At 67.7% G+C, this 18420-nt stretch carries 18 protein-coding genes and 2 pseudogenes; 6 read left to right on the forward strand and 14 right to left on the reverse strand.

The genetic code is table 11. The features are described 5' to 3' along the window. The 7 genes and pseudogenes from JWQ81_RS07860 to JWQ81_RS07890 all read right to left on the reverse strand — a co-directional run. Positions 1-777: NADP-dependent oxidoreductase (locus JWQ81_RS07860; RefSeq protein WP_297539121.1), on the reverse strand; the 777-nt coding region annotated here is incomplete at its 3' end. Further along, positions 770-1366, reverse strand: coding sequence for a TetR family transcriptional regulator (locus JWQ81_RS07865; protein WP_297539123.1), 597 nt, complete (start codon positions 1364-1366; stop codon positions 770-772). The genes JWQ81_RS07860 and JWQ81_RS07865, both read right to left, overlap by 8 nt. A gap of 21 nt (positions 1367-1387) precedes the next feature. After that, positions 1388-2830 (reverse strand): aldehyde dehydrogenase family protein, encoded by a 1443-nt coding sequence (locus tag JWQ81_RS07870; RefSeq protein ID WP_297539124.1) that lies wholly within the window; start codon positions 2828-2830, stop codon positions 1388-1390. Positions 2831-3306: 476 nt separating this feature from the next. Further along, positions 3307-3849: pseudogene (locus JWQ81_RS07875) on the reverse strand (transposase family protein); the annotation flags it as partial. Positions 3850-3997: 148 nt separating this feature from the next. Then, complete coding sequence (locus JWQ81_RS07880; RefSeq protein WP_297539216.1) at positions 3998-4138, reverse strand: hypothetical protein; 141 nt, start codon at positions 4136-4138, stop codon at positions 3998-4000. Between the two features lie 274 nt (positions 4139-4412). Next, positions 4413-4889, reverse strand: a pseudogene (locus JWQ81_RS07885) (recombinase family protein); the annotation flags it as partial. Between the two features lie 76 nt (positions 4890-4965). Then, on the reverse strand, positions 4966-5622 hold the full coding sequence (locus JWQ81_RS07890) for an NAD(P)-dependent oxidoreductase (protein ID WP_297539126.1): 657 nt from the start codon (positions 5620-5622) through the stop codon (positions 4966-4968). A 90-nt stretch (positions 5623-5712) separates the two neighbouring features. Between JWQ81_RS07890 and JWQ81_RS07895 the strand changes: the two genes are divergently transcribed. Together JWQ81_RS07895 and JWQ81_RS07900 are read left to right on the forward strand one after the other, a co-directional pair. After that, the gene (locus JWQ81_RS07895) at positions 5713-6129 is read left to right on the forward strand and encodes a helix-turn-helix domain-containing protein (protein WP_297539128.1); all 417 of its coding nucleotides are present in this window, start codon (positions 5713-5715) and stop codon (positions 6127-6129) included. 108 nt (positions 6130-6237) lie between these two features. Further along, a complete protein-coding gene (locus tag JWQ81_RS07900; RefSeq protein ID WP_297539130.1) occupies positions 6238-6783 on the forward strand; it encodes a CPBP family intramembrane glutamic endopeptidase in 546 nt (181 codons plus the stop codon). A 513-nt stretch (positions 6784-7296) separates the two neighbouring features. Here JWQ81_RS07900 and JWQ81_RS07905 read toward each other — a convergent pair. Continuing rightward, on the reverse strand, positions 7297-7770 hold the full coding sequence (locus tag JWQ81_RS07905; RefSeq protein WP_297539132.1) for a MarR family transcriptional regulator: 474 nt from the start codon (positions 7768-7770) through the stop codon (positions 7297-7299). A gap of 159 nt (positions 7771-7929) precedes the next feature. On the opposite strand from JWQ81_RS07905, the gene JWQ81_RS07910 reads away from it, so the two are divergent. From JWQ81_RS07910 to JWQ81_RS07920, 3 genes are read left to right on the forward strand one after another with little or no spacing between them, the layout of a single operon-like run. Then, positions 7930-9006: an LLM class flavin-dependent oxidoreductase gene (locus JWQ81_RS07910; RefSeq protein ID WP_297539134.1), complete on the forward strand. Its 1077-nt coding sequence runs from the start codon at positions 7930-7932 to the stop codon at positions 9004-9006. Then, positions 9003-9665 carry an NAD(P)-binding domain-containing protein gene (locus tag JWQ81_RS07915; protein WP_297539136.1) on the forward strand — a complete coding sequence of 221 codons (663 nt, stop codon included), beginning with the start codon at positions 9003-9005 and terminating at the stop codon, positions 9663-9665. Before JWQ81_RS07910 ends, JWQ81_RS07915 begins: the two co-directional genes overlap by 4 nt. Continuing rightward, entirely contained in the window at positions 9662-10774 is a 1113-nt protein-coding gene (locus JWQ81_RS07920) for an LLM class flavin-dependent oxidoreductase (RefSeq protein WP_297539138.1), read from the forward strand. Before JWQ81_RS07915 ends, JWQ81_RS07920 begins: the two co-directional genes overlap by 4 nt. Before the next feature lie 225 nt (positions 10775-10999). Here the strand turns inward: JWQ81_RS07920 and JWQ81_RS07925 are convergent, their stop codons facing one another. The 6 genes from JWQ81_RS07925 to JWQ81_RS07950 all read right to left on the reverse strand — a co-directional run bounded on the left by JWQ81_RS07925 (position 11000) and on the right by JWQ81_RS07950 (position 16718). Then, positions 11000-11782: an IclR family transcriptional regulator gene (locus tag JWQ81_RS07925; RefSeq protein WP_297539140.1), complete on the reverse strand. Its 783-nt coding sequence runs from the start codon at positions 11780-11782 to the stop codon at positions 11000-11002. Positions 11783-11874: 92 nt separating this feature from the next. After that, positions 11875-12573, reverse strand: a complete 699-nt coding sequence (locus tag JWQ81_RS07930; RefSeq protein ID WP_297539142.1) for an MBL fold metallo-hydrolase — start codon at positions 12571-12573, stop codon at positions 11875-11877. Continuing rightward, on the reverse strand, positions 12570-13130 hold the full coding sequence (locus tag JWQ81_RS07935) for a 3-isopropylmalate dehydratase (protein ID WP_297539144.1): 561 nt from the start codon (positions 13128-13130) through the stop codon (positions 12570-12572). Before JWQ81_RS07935 ends, JWQ81_RS07930 begins: the two co-directional genes overlap by 4 nt. Continuing rightward, positions 13127-14374: an aconitase/3-isopropylmalate dehydratase large subunit family protein gene (locus JWQ81_RS07940; RefSeq protein ID WP_297539146.1), complete on the reverse strand. Its 1248-nt coding sequence runs from the start codon at positions 14372-14374 to the stop codon at positions 13127-13129. Before JWQ81_RS07940 ends, JWQ81_RS07935 begins: the two co-directional genes overlap by 4 nt. Before the next feature lie 3 nt (positions 14375-14377). Continuing rightward, positions 14378-15262 carry an isocitrate lyase/PEP mutase family protein gene (locus tag JWQ81_RS07945; RefSeq protein ID WP_297539148.1) on the reverse strand — a complete coding sequence of 295 codons (885 nt, stop codon included), beginning with the start codon at positions 15260-15262 and terminating at the stop codon, positions 14378-14380. Between the two features lie 16 nt (positions 15263-15278). After that, positions 15279-16718, reverse strand: a complete 1440-nt coding sequence (locus tag JWQ81_RS07950) for an MmgE/PrpD family protein (protein ID WP_297539150.1) — start codon at positions 16716-16718, stop codon at positions 15279-15281. A 149-nt stretch (positions 16719-16867) separates the two neighbouring features. On the opposite strand from JWQ81_RS07950, the gene JWQ81_RS07955 reads away from it, so the two are divergent. Continuing rightward, entirely contained in the window at positions 16868-18250 is a 1383-nt protein-coding gene (locus JWQ81_RS07955; RefSeq protein ID WP_297539152.1) for an MFS transporter, read from the forward strand. Positions 18251-18420 lie beyond the last annotated feature (170 nt).

The raw sequence follows: 18420 nt of genomic DNA on the forward strand, positions 1-18420 counted from the left end.
CGGCGCCTCGGTGGTGTTGTACTGGGAGATCATCCCGCACAGCACGATCCGGCCGTGCAGGTTCAGCACGTCGATGGCGGCTTCGAGATGCTCGCCGCCGACGTTGTCGAAGTACACGTCGATGCCCTGGGGCGCGGCGGCGCGTAGCTGGTCGACGACGGGGCCGCCGTGGTAATCGAAGGCCTCGTCGAAGCCGTATTCCTCTACCAGCAGCCGGACCTTGTCGGCGCTGCCGGCGGAGCCGATCACCCGGGACGCGCCCATCAGCCGGGCGATCTGACCAACCTGGGTGCCGACCGCGCCCGCCGCACCGGAGACGAACACCGTCTCTCCCGGCTGCAGCCGCGCAATCCGGGACAGCCCCGCATACGCCGTGAGCCCGGTAATGCCCAACACGCCCAAGTAGGCGGAAAGCGGTGCGGCATCGGCGTCGATCACGGTAACGGCAGTGGCGTCGAGCAGCGCGTACTCCCGCCAGCCCAGCATGTGCTGCACATGCGTGCCTACCGCGATCTTGTCGGACTCCGAGGCGACGACGACGCCGACCGCGCCGCCGTCCATCGGCTCGTCGAGTTGGAACGGCGGCACGTAGGACTCGACGTCGTCCATCCGCCGCCGCATGTAAGGATCCACCGACAAGAACTGGTTCCGCACCAAGATCTGACCCGCCGCCGGCGGCGGAATCTTGTGCTCCCGCAACGCGAAATCACTCGGCGCGGGCCGCCCGTGCGGCCGGGCCACCAAATGCCATTGCCTGCTTGATGTGTAGCTACTCATGACGCTCTCTCTGCTTTGTGACATCTCGCGCCAGATCGAAGGCACGGTCGGTCAACTCGATCGGAAGTTCGACGCCAGGGCCGGCCAGCCACTGGTCCAACGCGGTCCGGAACGCGGACACCGAAATGCGGGCCAGCAAGATCGGCGCCGGCTCGACTGGCTCGGGGTGCCGCTCGCGCAGCACGTCGGCCAGCGCGTCCTCCCACTCGGCGTGCTTGCGCATGCTGTACGGCCGCAAACTCGGGGTCCGCTCGACCATCGCCGCGGTCGCGTGCACCTTGGTCACCTCGTCGGTGAACGAGTAGTTCAGCGCCTGGAACGCCGCACGCAGCGACTCCATCGGATGCTCGTCCACCGGCCGGCCCCGCAACGCCTCACACAGCACCGTCGTGGTGCCGCGGGACCACTCCATGACGATGTCGCCCTTGGTGCCGAAGTAGCGGAACAGCGTGCGCCGCGACACCTCGGCCGCGTCGGCGATCTCGTCGACCGTGATGTCGTCGAAGCCCCGTTCGGCGAACAGGCTCATGCCGGCCGCCACGATCTCCTCCCGCTGCCGTTCCTGCTTACGCGCACGCAGCCCCTCCATACTCATTCCTCTCGTGAACGTTCACGCAGTCCGGGGGCTCAGCACGGCCTTGAGCTCGATGAACTCGTCGAAGCCTGCCTCGCCCCACTCGCGGCCGTTGCCGGACTGCTTGTAGCCACCGAAAGACGCGGCGAAGTCCTGTTCGGCTCCGTTGAGCACCACCCTGCCCGTGCGCATGCGGCGGGCCACGACCAAGGCGTGCTCGGGGTCGCTGGACTGCACCGCGCCGGACAGGCCGTAATCGCTGTCGTTGGCGATGTGGATCGCGTCGTCCTCGTCGGTGTAGGTCAGCACGGACAGTACCGGCCCGAAGATCTCCTCCCGTGCGACGCGCATATCCGGGGTGACGCCGGTGAGCACCGTCGGGCGGACATAGAAGCCGGTGTCGAGGCCGTCGGGCTTGCCGAGCCCGCCGACGACCACGCGGGCCCCCTCGTCGATGCCCGACTGGATCAACTCCTGGATCTTGTCGTACTGCGTCTGGGAGGCGACCGGGCCGAGCGCGGTCTCGGCGTCTCGGGGGTCGCCCACGACGAGACGTTCCGTCGCCTTCACGAGCAGTTCCATCAGCTCGTCGTGCTGGTCCTGCTGCACCAGCAGCCGCGTCGGCGCGTTGCAGCTCTGTCCGCTGTTGCCGAAGCACGAGATGACCGCGACCTCGGCCGCCTGGGCCAGGTTGGCGTCGGGCAACACGATGTTGGCTGATTTGCCACCCAACTCCAACGACACGCGTTTCACGGTGTCCGCGGCCACCTTGGAGACCTCGACGCCAGCTCGAGTGGACCCGGTGAAGGAGACCATGTCGACGTCGGGGTGGGCCGACAGCGCGGTGCCGACGACCGACCCCAGACCGTGCACGAGGTTGAATACGCCTGCCGGCACGCCGGCGGCGTCCAGGATCTCGGTGATCAGCACAGCGGTCAGCGGCGCGACCTGGCTGGGTTTGAGCACCATCGTGTTACCCGTCGCCAATGCAGGCGCGATCTTGCACATGATCTGGTTGAGCGGCCAGTTCCACGGCGCGATCAACGCGCAGACACCCACCGGCTCACGCAGGACAACGGTGTCGCCCCGCTGACCCTGGAACTCGTAGTCGCGCAGGATGTCCACGGCGACCCGCAGGTGGGCAAGACCGGACGGAGCCTGCTCCTCGATGGCCAGCGTCTGCGGCGCACCCATCTCGACCCTGACCGCCTCGGCGAGGTCGGGCAGTCGCCTCTCGTATTCATCAGCCGCCGCCTGAAGCACCGCGAGCCGCTCCTCGCGGCTGGTCGTCGACCAGGCAGGGAAGGCAGCCGAAGCCGCTGCGACCGCGCGGTCCACATCCGCCACGCCGCCCAGCGCGATCTGCGCCACCACCTGCTCAGTGGCCGGGTTGACCACGTCGAGCAGGTCGACGCCAGTCGGCTCCACCCACTTTCCGTCGATGTACAGCAAGGTCGCGTTCTCATACAAGTTGCCCATGTTGGGACACCTCCTCGGTTCCTCACCCACCATACAGGCACTGAGGGCCAATTGTCACCCAGTGCCTATAGGCACCGAGTGACGCCCGCGACATTCGAGCAGTCGGCGACCCATGTGCGCTCCTTCGCCAGCTCGAAGTTGCGTGCGATCGACGAAGGTGCACCTGCCACTACAGGGCTGAAGGAGCGGCAGGTTGGTTCAGGCGACCAACAACGCCCACGTGAAGTCGAGGATGGCCATGAAGGTCGAGCCTCGGGACCAATGTCGGGATCGCTTACTGGACAACAGCTTTCGGCGATGCCGCAGTGGTGATGACGGACAGGCTAACCTGCGCCGCCCGCACCGCTGGCGCAGCCGTGCCCGCCGCTGCGCCTTGGTCCTGCTCGCCTTGCCCGTGAGCGCACTCGCCCCTGTACGCCGAGTCCATCGGGTGAACCCAGCACACAACCGCCCAGCGCGGGCCGGTTCTCGGCGATCCACGTAGCCAGAGCGGGCAGGATCTCGGGATGCTCGCGCAGCGCGGTGGTGTCGTGCTCGCGGCCCGGCCGCACCGGCGATGTCCACAGCGGCCAGCCGTCGGTAGCGGTGATGACCTGGATGTTCCCGCCATGGTTGGCGTGTTTGCCCGACCACTACAGGTCCACGCCTTTCGTGGGGGGCCTGGGGTGCGGCACCGATCAGTCTCGATCAGCGTGCCGTCGATCGAAATGTAGCTGTGGCCGGCCATTTTCGCCGCCAGCAACGCCGACTCCACGCGGGTGCCTGGGCGGCGAGCACCGTGAACCCCTCCTCGAGATAGGCGTACACGGTGGACTGCCGATCGCGTTGTCGACCGCCAGCTGCCTGACCCGGGTGCCATCGAGAAACCAGCGCAGCACCAGAACTGCCTGCTTGAACGGGGTCAGGACCCGGCGGTCCCAGCGGGTACCGCGCCGCACACGCTCGGCATGCAGCAGGCCCGACACGTACAGCACGGTCTGGTCGCGTACCGGCAAGGTCGCGGTGTATGACACACTAATCAGGCGCGGAACCTCTATGAAGTTGATCTGTGGTAGGACCAAATTCATACCGAGGTTCCGCGTCTTTACGTTGCACCACAACAACTCCGGCGTGTCGCCACCGCCAGCATCGACCATATCCCGGGCTGTTACCCAGCGTCACGGATGCTTACGCGGAAAGACTCAGTGCTTCGCGTTGGTCGACGTGTTCGGCCCAGTCCTCGGGGAGCAGTGCTTCGTGGATGGCGGCGGCGACGCGGGCGACGAGGTCCGGGGTCCAGGGGTCGTCCCGTACTGCCCTGCCAACCATCGCCACGGTTCTGTTCAGGACGTCGCGCAGACGGACACGCGATCCCGTCCCGGTCCAACCCCGTAGCGATGGCCCGGTCGCCGAGGCCATCGAGATACTCGCCGTAGATCCGGCGCACCACCACGGCCGCCGGCGGGTCGACCTGCAGTACCCGCACCCGCAACCCCTCCGCCGCCTTCCGCGGATGAGGATGCGGGGCGCCGTCAACGACAACGTATCCGTACGGCGCCCGACCACCCTGGTGACGGCCCTCGCTGACAACCTGGGCATCCATCGCCGCACGCGCCCGCGCCTGAACATGCTGCCGCTCCGACTCACTCATCCCGCCCAGCAAACTCATCAACATCGTGTGCGACGGGTTTCGTGGCTCGAATCGCCCACCCAGCTCAGGAACCCACAAGTCCACGCCATACCCGGCAAGTCGCGGCGCGATCAGGGAAAACTGGTTGCCGAACCAGCAGCGAGTGCCCTCGCCGACGACAACCGCCGACCACTTGCGGGAGGAATCCTTCAGCGTGTCCAGTAGCCGGGCGGCCTCCGGGCGCCGGTGCCACGGCACCGACCGCGACTGACCTACATCGAAGAACTCGGCGGACACCCGACCGCCCAGTGGCTCCACCAACCGACGAGCGTTGCCCAGTTGCCAGCCCAGCGACGTCGCCGGGCCCAGATGGTCCTCAGTCGAACACCGACCGTAGAAAGCAATTTCACCGAAAGTGCGTGCTGTACATCCGCTTGAGTTGTGAACCAATACCGGCGTCGACCCAGCAACTACATAATAGGTATGGGCTTACGCGCATGCGGACGAGGCGACCGGAGTTGACCAATTAGTGGCCGAGGTTGACCTGTGCCCTGTGGTGGTCGCCCTTCTCGATCAGGTCGACGAACCCGAGGGCGTAGTCCGCCGCCGAGATCGCGCCGCCGTCCTCGGGCTGAACCGCGACCTCGTCACCGAGCCGATAACGACCGAGTCGTTCGCCGGGCACATGTGCGCCGAACCTGAGCGCCGGGCTCACGTAGACCCAGTCGAGTGTCGCAGGCGTGGCCGGGAGGTCCTCGATGATGAACGCCGCTCCGTCGCGGATCTCGTCGTGGAGCTCCGTGGGGATGAGGCCGAGGTGGCTGGGGTCGGTGACGAAGCGATCCGCCCCGGGCGCAGGGCGCAGCGACGAGGCGCCGCCGACGATGAACAGGCCTACGCCCGCGGCATTGGCCAGACGCGCGATGGTGCGGTGGACATCGCGGGCGTGGCCGACCAGCGGGCCGCGCGGGGCGATCGCGTCCACGACGATGTCGGAACCCTCGATGACCGAAGACAGCGTTGTTTCGTCGGTGGCGTCGCCTTGGACATAGGTCACGTCCGGGATCGGCGCGTCGGGGAGCGAGCGGCTCAGTGCGGTGACCTGGTGACCACGAGCAGCGGCCTCCGCGAGGATGGCCGAACCGGCATAACCGGTGCCGCCGATGACCGTAATGCGAGACACGGGGGTGCCTTTCTGCGAGACGGGGTGGCGTCGGGTGACGCCCTGCGATTACCGTATGAGTGCAGCTCTCCAACGGGAAGAAGGCACCTTGTGGTAACCACTCAGGCCGAGTCGGTGCTCTTCGGCAGCCCCTACCGCGCGGACTGCCCGACTCGCCAGATCCTGGATCGCATCGGCGACCGGTGGACCGTGCTCATCGTGGGCGCCCTCTGGGACGGCAACGTCCGCTTTTCGGAGTTGCGTCGACGCGTTGAGGGTGTCTCGCAGAAGATGCTCACCCAGACTCTCCGCGGGCTCGAACGGGACGGGCTCGTGCGCCGCACCGTCTACCCCCAGGTACCGGTCCGCGTCGAGTACACGCTCACCGAGGCGGGCCGCACCCTGCGGGAGCCGCTGCGGGCGCTGGAGGAATGGTCGATCGCACACCTCGGCGACGTGTCCGGGTCACAGGAAGCCTACGACCGCGCGGATCGACCTCCTCCTGACTCCACGGATCGCGACAAGTAACGCTGCGACATCGGCGCTACTTGCTGCGGACAGTCACAACCGGGGCTTGTGCGGGCTTCCTGTCGAGTGTCACGTTCACCCGGAGCGCTCGCAGCATCGGTCAAGTGCGTGTCCCGGCGCTACGCAGCAGGCTGCCGCTCTCATCGCCTCAGCCCTCGTGAGAGTGCTCGAAGCGCGGTCCCACGACTGAATCCCGGGTTCCGCGTCGTCGAGGAACGCCTGGGCACCTGGATCGCGCTGGTGCTGACCGGTGTGGTGTTCGGTCTGATACACCTGGTCAACCTGGACGCCAGCTTGTGGGGCGCCACCGCCATCGCTGTCGAGGCCGGTTTCATGCTCGCCGCCTGCTACGCCGCCACCCGCAACCTCTGGGTGCCGATCGGACTGCACTTCGGCTGGAACTTCGCCGCGGGTGGCATCTTCAGCGCCGTGGTCTCCCGCAACGGCGAGTCGAAGGGACTGCTGGACGCCACGACGTCGGGCCCGGTCCTGGTCACCGGCGGGGACTTCGGACCGGAGGGCAGCCTGTACACCGTGGGGGCGGGCGTGGCGCTGACAGTGGTGTTCCTGTGGCTGGCCCACCGCCGCGGCCACATCGTCCCGCGTCGCCGTCGCGCGGCCGGTGCCGAGACGCCCACTACTGTTTCCCGGTGATCGACCTCCTGAAGGTCTCGGGCCTGTGGCGGACATGGGATGTCACGGCCCTGGACCTTCCGCGCGCACTCGCGCTGGTCTTCGCTTCGCTGCTTCGGCGCTGACGGGAGGGGGCGTTGTGGGCCGCCGGTGTCGCCGAGCGGGCCCGGGCCGAGCTCGTCACCTCTCGGATCCCCTTGACCTGCGCCAAATAGGTCCGCGCGCCGTCCAGGGCGCCGGTGGCCTGGACGGCTTGGGCGAAATCCCGAGCAAGTTCGGAGCCCATGGCCCGGCAAATCCAGCGCTAAGCAGCGGAACACTCAGTAGGGCGTCCGGCCAGACCAGCCAACGGCCGCGTCGTCAGGCTGTATCTGGCGCGCTCATCCACCAACGAGTGCGCGAGATCCGAAATGTCGCGGCTGTGGCGATTAACATGACGGCAGACCGGCCATCACCGGGCAGCACCTCCTTGCCGCCGACCTCGACGTAGCCCCAGAGTAGGAAACTGGCCGTGTCGAGCCCAGTCGGGCGGGTTCAGCGAACAGTCTGAGAACCCTCCGGTGAGGCTGCATGCTGCTGTTCATCCAGCAATGCGCGGCTCAGATCGCGAAGCGCTCGCAGTTGAGCCGGGTCCAGCGAGCGGGTCATGGCGGCCGCCACGTGCCGCGCGTGTACGCGGCCGAGGCGGACCTGGACCGAGTGCCCTTCCTCGGTCAGCACGATCCGGGAGGCCCGGCCATCTTGAGGGTCGGACCGGCGCTCGACCAGGCCGCGCTGCTCCAGGCGAGCCACCAGCCGGGACACCCCTGCCTGCGTGAGCAGGACGTCGTCAATGAGTTCTGTGATCCGCAACCCCTCGTCGTGCCCAGCCAGTGCGTAGAGCACGCCGTACTCGCTCGGCGCGAAGCCGCCCCACGCCCCAGCCTGCTCGAACTCGCGAGCCAGGGTCGCCTGCGCACGGAACAGCGCCTCCCATGCCTCATTTGCCAATCGGAAGACGCCAGCCATCGACTCGGTTCGACCTCCTCCTGCTAAGGGCTCAGCGCCACAGTATGCCGAAGGGCGACAGGCCGGGCGACGACGCCACGGGAATACATAAGCAGTCATGTTGTTTCACCCGGTGGCAGACACTCTCGCCTGCGGCAGAGCCAGAAAGGAAGAACGCGCATGACCACGCCGGCACCATCAGCGGTACCTCTCGCCTTCGGTCTCGACACCTTCGGCGACGTCCCGGAGGACGATGCCGGCCAGCTGGTCTCCCACGGCGACGCGATCCGCCAGGTCGTCGCCGAAGCGGTCCTGGCTGACGAACTGGGAGTGGACGTCATCGCCCTCGGCGAGCACCACCGACCGGAGTACGCCATCTCCACGCCGGAGACCGTCCTGGCCGGCATCGCGACCCGCACCGAACGGATCAAGCTCGCGTCCGGGGTCACCGTGTTGTCGTCGGACGACCCAGTGCGGGTCTTCCAGCGGTTCGCGACCGTCGACGCCCTGTCCCGCGGCCGCGCCCAGGTAATCCTCGGCCGGGGCTCCTTCACCGAGTCGTTCCCGCTGTTCGGCTACGACCTGAAGGACTACGAAGTGCTGTTCGAGGAGAAGATCGAACTCTTCGCCCAGCTCCTAGAAGAGAAGCCCGTCACCTGGTCGGGCACCACCCGCGCTCCGCTGGAGAACGCCGACGTGTTCCCCAAGACCGACTCCGGACGACTCGACACCTGGGTCGGCGTGGGCGGCTCTCCGCAGTCGGTCATCCGCACCGCTCAGTACGGCCTCCCGCTCATGATCGCCATCATCGGGGGCGCGCCCTCGCGCTTCGCCTCCTACGTCGACCTCTACCGCCGCGCTGCCGCGCAGTTCGGGACGACCTCGCACCCCGTGGGGATGCACTCCCCCGGCTTCATCGCCGACACCGACGAGGAGGCCGCCGAAATTTTCTGGCCTCGCTACCGCGTCATGCACGACCGCATCGGCGCGCTGCGCGGATGGCCACCGATCGGGCGGCGGCAGTACGACGCCGAGGTCGCCGAAGGGTCGCTCTACGTCGGCTCCCCCGACACCGTGGCGCGCAAGATCGCGAGCGCCGTGCAGACCCTCGACGTCGGCCGCTTCGACCTCATCTACACCGTCGGCAGCGTTCCAGCGTCGGCTCGGCTGCACGCGGTCGAGCTCTACGGCACAGAGGTCATCCCTCGAGTGCGCGCCCTGCTCGCCGACCGCGACAAGACGAAGGCGTCGGCATGACGGCCTCGTCCCCTTCGCAACCGATTCGCGTCGGCATCGTCGGCGCCGGCAAGGTCGGCACAGTCCTCGCGCGGCTGGCCCTCGACGCCGGCGACGAGGTCCTGATCTCCGGATCCGGCGACCCGGCCAAGATCGCGCTCATCGCCGAGGTGCTGACACCCGGTGCCGTGGCCACCACCACCGCAGACCTGGCCGCACGATCGTCCGTGGTGATCCTGGCCCTGCCATTGGGCAAGCACACAGCGCTCCCCGTCGAGGCTCTCGCGGGCAAGCTGGTGGTCGACGCGATGAACTACTGGTGGGAGACGGACGGAATCCGCGACGACCTTCGCACGTCGACCAGCGAGACCGTGCAGGCGTTCCTTCCCGCGTCCCGGGTGGTCAAGGCGTTCAACCACATGGGTTATCACGACCTGGAAGCGGAAGCCCGGCCGAGCGGCGCCGATAGCCGCAAGGCGATCGCCATCGCCGGAGACGATCCCGCCGATCTCGCCGCCGTCGCGCAGCTGGTCGACTCACTCGGCTTCGACCCGGTCCGCGCCGGCTCGCTCGCCGACGGCGTCCGCCTCGAACCCGGAAGCAAAGCCTTCGGCGCCAACGTCGACGCCGACGACCTGCGCACCATGATCCACTCGGTCAGCCAAGGAGCAGAGACGTGAAATTCCAAGTCCTGGACATCCTGCCGCACCTGACGAACCCGGTGAGCGGTCGCCAGGTCCGCACTGACGAACGCTTCGCGCAGGCGCTCACCTCGGCGCGCTACGCGGAAGAGTTCGGGTTCGACGCCGTCGCACTCGGAGAACGCCACGCGGGGCCCTTCCTCAGCAGCGGGGTGACCGTGCTGCTCGGGGCGATCGCCGCGACGACCAGCCGCGTCCGGATCCAGACCGGCGTCTCGGTCCTGTCGATCCACGACCCGCTGCGGGTTGCCGAGGACTACGCCACGATTGACCAGCTCTCCCGCGGCCGGCTCGAGCTGGTCATCGGCAAGGGGAACGAGCTGCGCCAGCTGCCGATGTTCGGCATCGACAACGGCGACCAATGGGACGCGCTCGCCGAGAAGTACGAGCTGCTGCGGCGGCTCTGGCGCGAGGAGGACGTCACGTGGGAAGGGCGGTTCCGCGGTCCCCTGCAGGAGGTGACCAGCCTGCCCCGCCCGTTCGCCGGCGCGCCCCGGGTCTGGCACGGCTCGGCGACCACGGCGACGTCGGCCGAGCTCGCCGCGAAATGGGGTGACCCGCTCTTCTCCGCCAACGCGATCCAGCCGCGGGACAACTACACCGTCTTGATCGAGCGCTACCGGAAGCAGTACGCCGAACACAGCCACGACCCGCGCTTCGCCTTCGTCGCCGCCGGCGCGGGATTCCTCTACCTGGCAGACAGCACGCAGGAAGCACGGGAGGCCTTCGGGCCGACCTATGAAAAGATGGTCGCCTTCTTCAACCAGCCCGGGAACCACACACCGGGCAACGAAATGACGTTCGCCACGATCGACGACGCGATCGCGCGCGGGCCGGTCCTGGTCGGCAGCCCACAGCAGATCACCGAGAAGATCCTGTGGTGGCACGAGGCTTACGGGCACGACCTGCAGTCCTTCAGCCTGCCCACCATGCTCCCGCACGAGCAGCAACTCGAGATGCTCGAACGGTTCGCCAGTGAGGTCGCGCCCGTCGTGCGCAAGGCGGCGCCCACCATCTTGTGGACCGACGGCGACCCGTACGGCGGACGTCCCGCTGCCTATGGGCGCACCGTCCCCGACCCGGCTTGAGCACTTTATACCGGCGGAGTGCACATATTCGACTTACGATATTCGTTCACGGCCGCCACCACGGCATCATCACCCGCCCGACAACGCCACAAGAGCGGCATCGGCGTTCGTGGTCGGCCAAGTGCCACGACAGGTCCGCGGTGCGGCACTGCGGGCACCAAGCCGCCCGGCGCTGGGCTCGGCGACACCGCCTGCCAAGGAGATGGACATCGGATTGGTGCCTGCCTACTTTCCTGGCAGTGGCGCGGCAGTGTCGGCGAAGAGGACTGACAGTTCTTCGCAGGTTTGGAGCAGCCGAGGAGCACAGGCGCGCATGCGATCGCCGGTCCACCGGTCCGCGGGGCCGGACACCGCGACAGACATCCCACCACCGGCGGCGAACGCGGACAGGACCGGCGCCGCGATACCGTGGACCCCGGGATGGTTCGCGCCGTACGACAGCACGTAACCATCATGGCGGGCCAGCGCCAGAGAGTCTCTCACCAAGTCGGCGTCGTCGGCCTGGCCGATGATGCGATCGACGTCAGCGGGGTCCAGGTGAGCCAGAATCGCCTGGCCGCTGGCGCCTCGGCCCAGCCACGCCGTCTCGCCGATCGTCGCCGCGCGCCGGAGCACCTGCGCGGTGCTCTCCACGCCGAGAACCAGCACGCTTCGGCTGCCGCTGCGGACGTGCAGCGTCGTCGTCTCTCCCACCGCGTCCGCGAGCAGCCGCAACGATGGCCTGGCCGCTTGGTAGAGCGCCGCCTGTGGCAGCACGGCCGCCGCGATTCCGACAAGCCGGCTGCCGACGACGTAGCCGCCTGACTCGGCGTGGTCGAGGTAACGCTCGTCCTGCAGCACCCTCACCAGGCGGTAGCACGTGCTCTTGGAGAGCCCCACCATCGCGACCAGGTCGTTGAGAGCGACCGGTTCCCCGGCCGTGACCACTGCTTCCATCAGGCGCAGCGCTCGCCGGGCGGTCTCGCCGCCCTCCGTCTGCCCCGGCCCCGCCGGTTGATCCTGCGTCATACACCCCACCCGCGGTCGTTTCACTATTCGAGCAGCCAGTTCCAACTATAGGAACCGTAGGGCGGCAGGCTGGTGGCGTCAAACCACCCCGGTCACGAACCATTCGCGGTACTGCCGAGCCAATCGGCATATGCCCGGACGCCATCCCCGGCAAGAGGGGCGCCGTGGGCGAACGCCACAGCGGACACATCGACCGGAAGACGGCGGAGACTCGCGTCGCGCGCGCCCGAGTCAGCCGACAGTGCTGCCGGGCCCTGCTTGGGCTGACTGGAACGGTGGAACACCGCGTCACCGACGAGGAGCGTCCGGGTCGGTTCGTGCAGCAGCACGATGTGCCCTGGGCTGTGGCCAGGCGTGTGGATGACCTTGAGCCCGTCGATCACCTCGTCGCCGGACAAGGTCCGGTCAGGCTCCGTTGGCCGCCAGTGCAGCTTGGGTACCTTGTCGATCAGGCGGCCGAGGGCGCTCTGGCGGCCGGACACCGGAACCCGTCCGGACCGCAGCCAGTCCGCGTCGGCCGTGTGGATGAGAATCTCCGCTCCAGTGCGGGCCCGCATTTCGTCCGCGCCCTGCACGTGGTCCGGATGGGCATGGGTGAGCACGATCCGTCGGATGTCCGCAGGCTTGCGGCCGAGCTGTTCGACCGCCGCGGCGATCTGTCCCGGAGCCTTCGCCCAGCCGACGTCGACGAGGGTGTAGCCGTCGTCGGCCTCTACCAGGAACGCGTTGTCCCGATCGCGCGCTGTGGTCGGGATTCGCCAGATCCCGGGCGCGAGCCGCTCCACCGTCACGCGCCGCCTCCGGCGTCCGTGGGAATCGCCCCGGACCGCAGTGCGCCGAGCAGCTCGATCGGCAAATATCCCTGCTCGGCAAGGCGAGGCAGCACGCCGCCGCTGGCAAGGATTTCGAGGACCAGCTCCGGAAGCCGCGGGAAGTCACCCTCGGTTCCCTTGGTCTCGTTGACGTAGTGCCCGGCGGCGATGTCGAACTGCCCGACGTCTCCGTCGTCGAAGGCGGAGGTGACGCCGGGGACTGTCGCGGCGGGCAACCCCGCGTTGATCGCGTTGCGCAAGAACAGCGAGTTGAACTCCTCCGCCACGAGTGCACCGACGCCGAGGTGCCGCATCAACGCCGCCACCGGCCGTGAGGACCCGACGCCGAAGTTCTTACCGGCCACCACGATGTCGCCCGGAGCGACCTCGTCAGTCCATCTAGGACGGACCTCGTAGAAGACGTGCTTGGCCGCTTCGGGGATATCCATCTTCATCGCGAACGCGGGGTACATCGCATCGGTGTTCAGCGAATCCCCGAACAGCCACACGCGGCCGGAGACCTTGGTGGCACTCATGTGGTGACCTTCCTCGGATCGGTGATGACGCCCGCGATCGCGGACGCGGCCACGGTGGCCGGCGAGGCCATGTAGATCTCGGCGTCGGTGCTGCCCATCCGGCCGGTGAAGTTGCGAGTGCTCGAGGTGATGCAGACCTCGCCGGGCCCGAGGACACCCATGTGGTAACCGAAGCAGGCGCCGCACGTCGAGTTCGTGACCACCCCGCCGGCGTCGGCGATGTCCTGCAGGTAACCCAGCCGCATCGCGTCGCGGTACACCTTCTGCGATGCCGGGGTCACGAGCAGGCGGACACCCGGCGCAACGGACCGTCCACGCAGGATCCCGGCGGCGATGCGGAGATCTTCGAGTTGGCCGTTGGCGCAGGAGCCGATGAACGCCTGGTCGATCTTGCGATCTTCGATGTCGGAGACCGGCACGCCGTTACGGCTCACTGTGCCAGGCCTGGCGACATAGGGTTCCAGGCTCGACAAGTCGATGTGGCGGACGTCGAAGTAGGAGGCGTCCAGGTCGGCGTCGGCCGCGCGAAACTCCTCGACACCACGTTCGTCGAGGAAGTCGCGCAAGACGTCGTCGACGCCGAAGGTACTGAAGTCGGCGGAGATCTCTGCTCCCTGCGTGGCGATCGTCCGCCGGTCGTTCATCGGCACGCTCGCCAGGCCGGGGCCGCCGAACTCCAGGTTCATGTTGGTGGCGTCACCGTACTCGTTGGCGATGTGGAGGAAGATGTCCTTCCCGCTGACCTCGCCGGGTTTGACGCCGTCGAGCTCGTAGCGGATTGTCGGCGCGACCTGGAACCAGGTCGATCCGGTGCACAGGATGGAATAGACCTCGGTCGGGCCGAGTCCTCGTGCAGCGGTGTTGTAGGCGCCGCCGGCGCAGGTGTGGGAATCCGTGCACGCGAGCACCTCACCCGGGCGAGCCAGGCCGTTCTCGGCGATCACCTGGTGACAGATCCCGTGCCTGCCTACGTCGAAGAACTTCTCGATCCCGAAGTCGGCGACGAACTTGCGGGCTCGCGGTCCGCCGGCCGCATCCTTGAGCGACGGCGCCGGGACCGCGTGATCCATGATCACCGCGACCTTGGCCGGGTCGTGAATGCGGGACGGCTGCATCCATAGGGTGGCGAACTGCAGGTCGATCAGCACGCACAGGTCGACGTCCACAGTCACCGTGTCGCCCGCCGTCACATGGTTGACTCCCGCTTTGCGGGCGAGCAGGTTCTCGATCATCGTCATGCCCATGACTCAGACTCCCGTCACGGCTTCGCTGCGGTAGCGCTCACCGAGGTCGGACCATTCGGCCAGCCCCACGAGGTTGAAGAACTCGGCCGGCTTGCTGGGGATCAGGTCCTTCGGGTCGGTGCCCGCCAGCTCGGCGAGGCCGGTCAGCATCGCGAATGCGGCGCCACCAAGGGGCAGGGACGGATAAATGGCGATCGCGTACCCCAGTTCCCGAAGTCGCTGCGTCGACTCGATCGGAGTCAGACCGCCGATAACGAGGTTGATCAGCAGCGGGGCCGACACCTCGGCCGCGATCCGCTCGATCTCGTCCACCCCCTGCGGAGCCTCGACGAAGATCACGTCCGCGCCTGCCCGGGCGTAAGTGTTCGCCCGCTCAATAGCGGCGTCCACCCCGAGCGGGCCGCGGGCGTCGGTCCGCGCGATGACCACGAGGTCCGGGTCCGTGCGCGCTTCCAGCGCCGCGGTCAGCCTGACGGCGAACTCCTCCTGGCCGATCAGCTCCTTGTCCGGCAGGTGCCCGCACTTCTTCGGGAATGCTTGGTCCTCCAGCTGGATCGCGGCGACGCCGGCGGCCTCGTACTCCCGCACGGTGCGAACCACGTTGAGCTCGGCGCCGTAGCCGGTGTCGGCGTCGGCGATCAGCGGCGTGTCGCCGAGCACCCCGGTGATCATCCGGGCTCGCTCGGCCATCTCGGTCTGGGTCACGAGCCCGATGTCCGGCAGCCCGAACCCGGACGCGGCGATCCCGGCGCCGGTGAGGTAGCCGGCTTGGAAGCCGAGCCGGGCGACCAGGTGGGCGGAGATGCCGTCGAAGACACCCGGCGCGACGACGAGCTCCTTGGCGGCCAGCTGCCGCCGAAGTGCCACGCGCGCGTTCGATGCGCTCATAGTGAGTTCCTTTCGTTCAGTCCAGGACACCGGTCACAGCCGGCGCGAGGAGGTCGATGAGCTCGTTGAGGTCGCCGGCCTCGTCCAGGCCGAGGACCGCGGTCTCGATCGCGTTCTGCCTGGCCGGTGTCAGGGCGGGTTCGGTGAGGCGCCGGTACTTGTCGACGATCTCCTGCGCGGTCACCGGGTCGAACGGCGAGCCGTGTGGCATCACCACGTGCTTCGCCAGTTCGGTTCCGTCGCGCATCGTGATCCGCAAGTCGGTGGCGAACCTCTTGTGCGGCTCGGCGGTGTCGTACTCGGTGGCGTGGCGGACCCGGACACGGTCGATCAAGGCCCACACGTCGTCGGCGTCCAACCGCTCTGAGGTGAACTGCCGGGTGAGAACCTGGCCGTCGCACAACGCCACCGACACCGCGTAAGCGATGTTCATCTGCGCACCGATCGGCGTGAGCGGCCGTTCGGGCGGCCACCAGCCGTGGTGATAAACCGTGTCCCCGACCGCCACGTCGATCCGGTCGATCTGGTCCACGTCGATCGTGTGTTCCGACCGCAGGGCGAGGGCCGCCTCGACGGCACCGTGCAGGCCGCCCATCGCGGCGAACGACTTCACCATGATGATCTCGGTTTCCCATCGCTCGCCCAGCTGGGCGACGATTTCCTCGGGCGCGGGGTCGTGGCCTTCGCCGAACACGGCGAGGAAGCCGCCGTACTCCCGTTCGAACACCGCCTTGATGCCGGTGTAGCCACCCGCGGCCAGCCGCGCGGCGTAGAAACCGTTACGAGCGGCGAAACCGTGCTGCATCCGCTTGGACATCGCCTCGTACTGGGCGGCCATCAGGCCACCCGACTGGGTGCCGGCCATCCCGAGGGCGTCCTCGAGCTGCGCGGCGTCGAGGCCGCACAGTTTGCCGGTGGTCATCGCGGCCGTGTGGGTGCCGAACACAGGCCCCGAGTGCCAGCCTCGCGAGAGCATCTGCGACCCGTGCAGCGCCCGGCCGACCCGCGGCCCCACCTCGAACCCGGCGACCGCCGCCGTCAGCGCGTCCGCGCCGGAGACGTCGAACCCCGCCTGCGCCATCGCGAGGATCGCTGGGATCACCAAGGAGTCGCTGTGCAACGGAGCGATCGGATGGAAGTCATCAAGCTCGAAGCCCTGGACGAACGTACTGTTCAGCAGCACCGCGGCCGGCGCACTCGTGGTCCGGCTCGTGCCCACGACGATCGACTCCCCCGCGCCTTCGATCGCCAGGACCGAGTCGGTCGCCACCCGCGACCACGGCAGCTGCGCGCCTACGAGCGCGGCACCGACGCCGTCGAGAAGCAGATACTTCGCCCTCGTCCGGACGCGCTCCGGGATGTCATCGGGCTTGAGTCCGTGCACCCAGGCGGCGAGCTGGGCGGTGACCCCTCGCTGCGGGATATCCATGGCGTTGCGGCCTCCGATCGGTTTCACTATATGAAGATCCGATTCTATTTTATGAAGCCACGCTAACTCTGAACTCTTGACAAGGTCAACCCGGGACGCGACAGTCTTCATCACATTGTGGATATCTAGTTCCACATATTGGCACCATTGAAGAACGTGCGACCAAAGGCGGCGCAATGACAAAGATGTCTTCCGACTCCCCACCAGGCGATACCGGACGCCGCATCGCCGACCGCCTGGACGGGATCCCCGTCGGCCGCTGGCACCGTTCGCTGGTGACCGTGGTGGGACTCGGCTGCTTCTTCAACTTCTTCGAGGTTGCGGTGGGCGTGCTGATGATCCCGCTGCTGCCAGGCGATTGGGTGCCCACCACCCTCTGGAAGTCGTTGGTCATCGGGTCCACGTTCGCCGGTGAACTGGTGGGCGCACTCGTCCTCACGCCGCTGGCCGACCGCCTGGGCCGCCGCAGGATGTTCCAGATCAACCTCGTGTCCTATGCGGCACTGGCCCTCTTGTGCGCGTTCGCCACCGGTCCGGCTCAGCTGGTCGCCCTGCGTTTCCTGATCGGCATCGGCCTCGGCGCCGAGCTGGCCCTGGTGGACGCCTACCTCGCCGAACTGCTCCCGGCGTCCCACCGCGGCAGGCTGGTTACCCGCAGCTACGCGTTCGGCATGATCGCCGTTCCCGTCGCCGGCGCCGCGGCATCCCTGCTGCCGCACACCCTGTGGGGAGCATCCAGCTGGCGGTGGATGCTCGGCTTCAGCGCACTCGGCGCGGTAGTCGTCTGGGCGCTTCGCCGCAGGCTTCCCGAGTCGCCACGATGGCTGCTCTCGCGGGGACGTGACGGCGACGCGCTCGCCACCCTGACAGCGATCGAAGTACAAGCGGGACACCCCGCACCACCAGATCCCGACCCTGTTCCCACACCACCACCGCCCGGGCAGCATCCACCGTCCACATCGGAACGCCCCCGGCTGCTGCGCCGGCCGCTGCTGGGTCGCACAGTGCTGGCCTGCGTCATCGAAACGCTCGGGCCGGTCGGTTTTTACGGATTCGCCTCGATCGCCCCGCTCGTCCTGCTGTACAAGGGGTTCAACGTCGTTGAATCCCTCTCCTACAGCGCCTTGACCGCGATCGGCTACCCGCTCGGCTCACTTCTGCTAGCCCTCATCGCGGATCGCTACCAGCGCCGCACCCTGACGATCGTGACCTCAGTCGGCGTCGCCGCCGTCGGCACCGTCTTCGGCTTCGCCGGATCCGCCTGGCTGATCGTCGTCGCCGGGACCGCCACATCACTGCTGAGCGTCATCCAGGCGACGTTGTCTCGCACCTACACAGCCGAGCTGTTCCCGACCATTGTCCGCAGCACCATCATCGGCCGCTCCTACGCGCTATCCCGCCTCGTCGCGGGAGTCCTGCCGCTCATCTCCCTCACCATTCTCGACGCGCTGGGGCCGGCGATCCTCTATCTGTCGTGCGCGGCACTGGTCGTGGCGATGAGCGCATGCGTGGCCCTCCTCGGCCCCCGGACCAACGCGGCCCAACTCGAGACCATCTGACGCATACCACAGAACACGACACAACAACGGAGGATCAGGAGGGTTATTCACCGCGGCTGCGTAGAAGTGCGGGGCGATCTTGTTGATCTGGGTGTTGAATTCCTTTTCCCAGTCCAAGCGCTCACGGTACTTCGGCTTCTTGACCGGCGTGAGCGTGCGATTTCCCACGT

Source organism: Amycolatopsis sp., assembly GCF_025464955.1.
Lineage (GTDB): Bacteria > Actinomycetota > Actinomycetes > Mycobacteriales > Pseudonocardiaceae > Amycolatopsis.

Excerpts from the sequence above, each read along its gene's own strand:
- JWQ81_RS07865 (WP_297539123.1), bottom strand. The coding sequence starts at position 1,366 with ATGGAGGGGCTGCGTGCGCGTAAGCAGGAACGGCAGCGGGAGGAGATC.
- JWQ81_RS07870 (WP_297539124.1), bottom strand. The coding sequence starts at position 2,830 with ATGGGCAACTTGTATGAGAACGCGACCTTGCTGTACATCGACGGAAAG.
- JWQ81_RS07880 (WP_297539216.1), bottom strand. The coding sequence starts at position 4,138 with ATGGTTGGCAGGGCAGTACGGGACGACCCCTGGACCCCGGACCTCGTC.
- JWQ81_RS07905 (WP_297539132.1), bottom strand. The coding sequence starts at position 7,770 with ATGGCTGGCGTCTTCCGATTGGCAAATGAGGCATGGGAGGCGCTGTTC.
- JWQ81_RS07910 (WP_297539134.1), top strand. The coding sequence starts at position 7,930 with ATGACCACGCCGGCACCATCAGCGGTACCTCTCGCCTTCGGTCTCGAC.
- JWQ81_RS07915 (WP_297539136.1), top strand. The coding sequence starts at position 9,003 with ATGACGGCCTCGTCCCCTTCGCAACCGATTCGCGTCGGCATCGTCGGC.
- JWQ81_RS07925 (WP_297539140.1), bottom strand. The coding sequence starts at position 11,782 with ATGACGCAGGATCAACCGGCGGGGCCGGGGCAGACGGAGGGCGGCGAG.
- JWQ81_RS07935 (WP_297539144.1), bottom strand. The coding sequence starts at position 13,130 with ATGAGTGCCACCAAGGTCTCCGGCCGCGTGTGGCTGTTCGGGGATTCG.
- JWQ81_RS07940 (WP_297539146.1), bottom strand. The coding sequence starts at position 14,374 with ATGGGCATGACGATGATCGAGAACCTGCTCGCCCGCAAAGCGGGAGTC.
- JWQ81_RS07945 (WP_297539148.1), bottom strand. The coding sequence starts at position 15,262 with ATGAGCGCATCGAACGCGCGCGTGGCACTTCGGCGGCAGCTGGCCGCC.
- JWQ81_RS07955 (WP_297539152.1), top strand. The coding sequence starts at position 16,868 with ATGACAAAGATGTCTTCCGACTCCCCACCAGGCGATACCGGACGCCGC.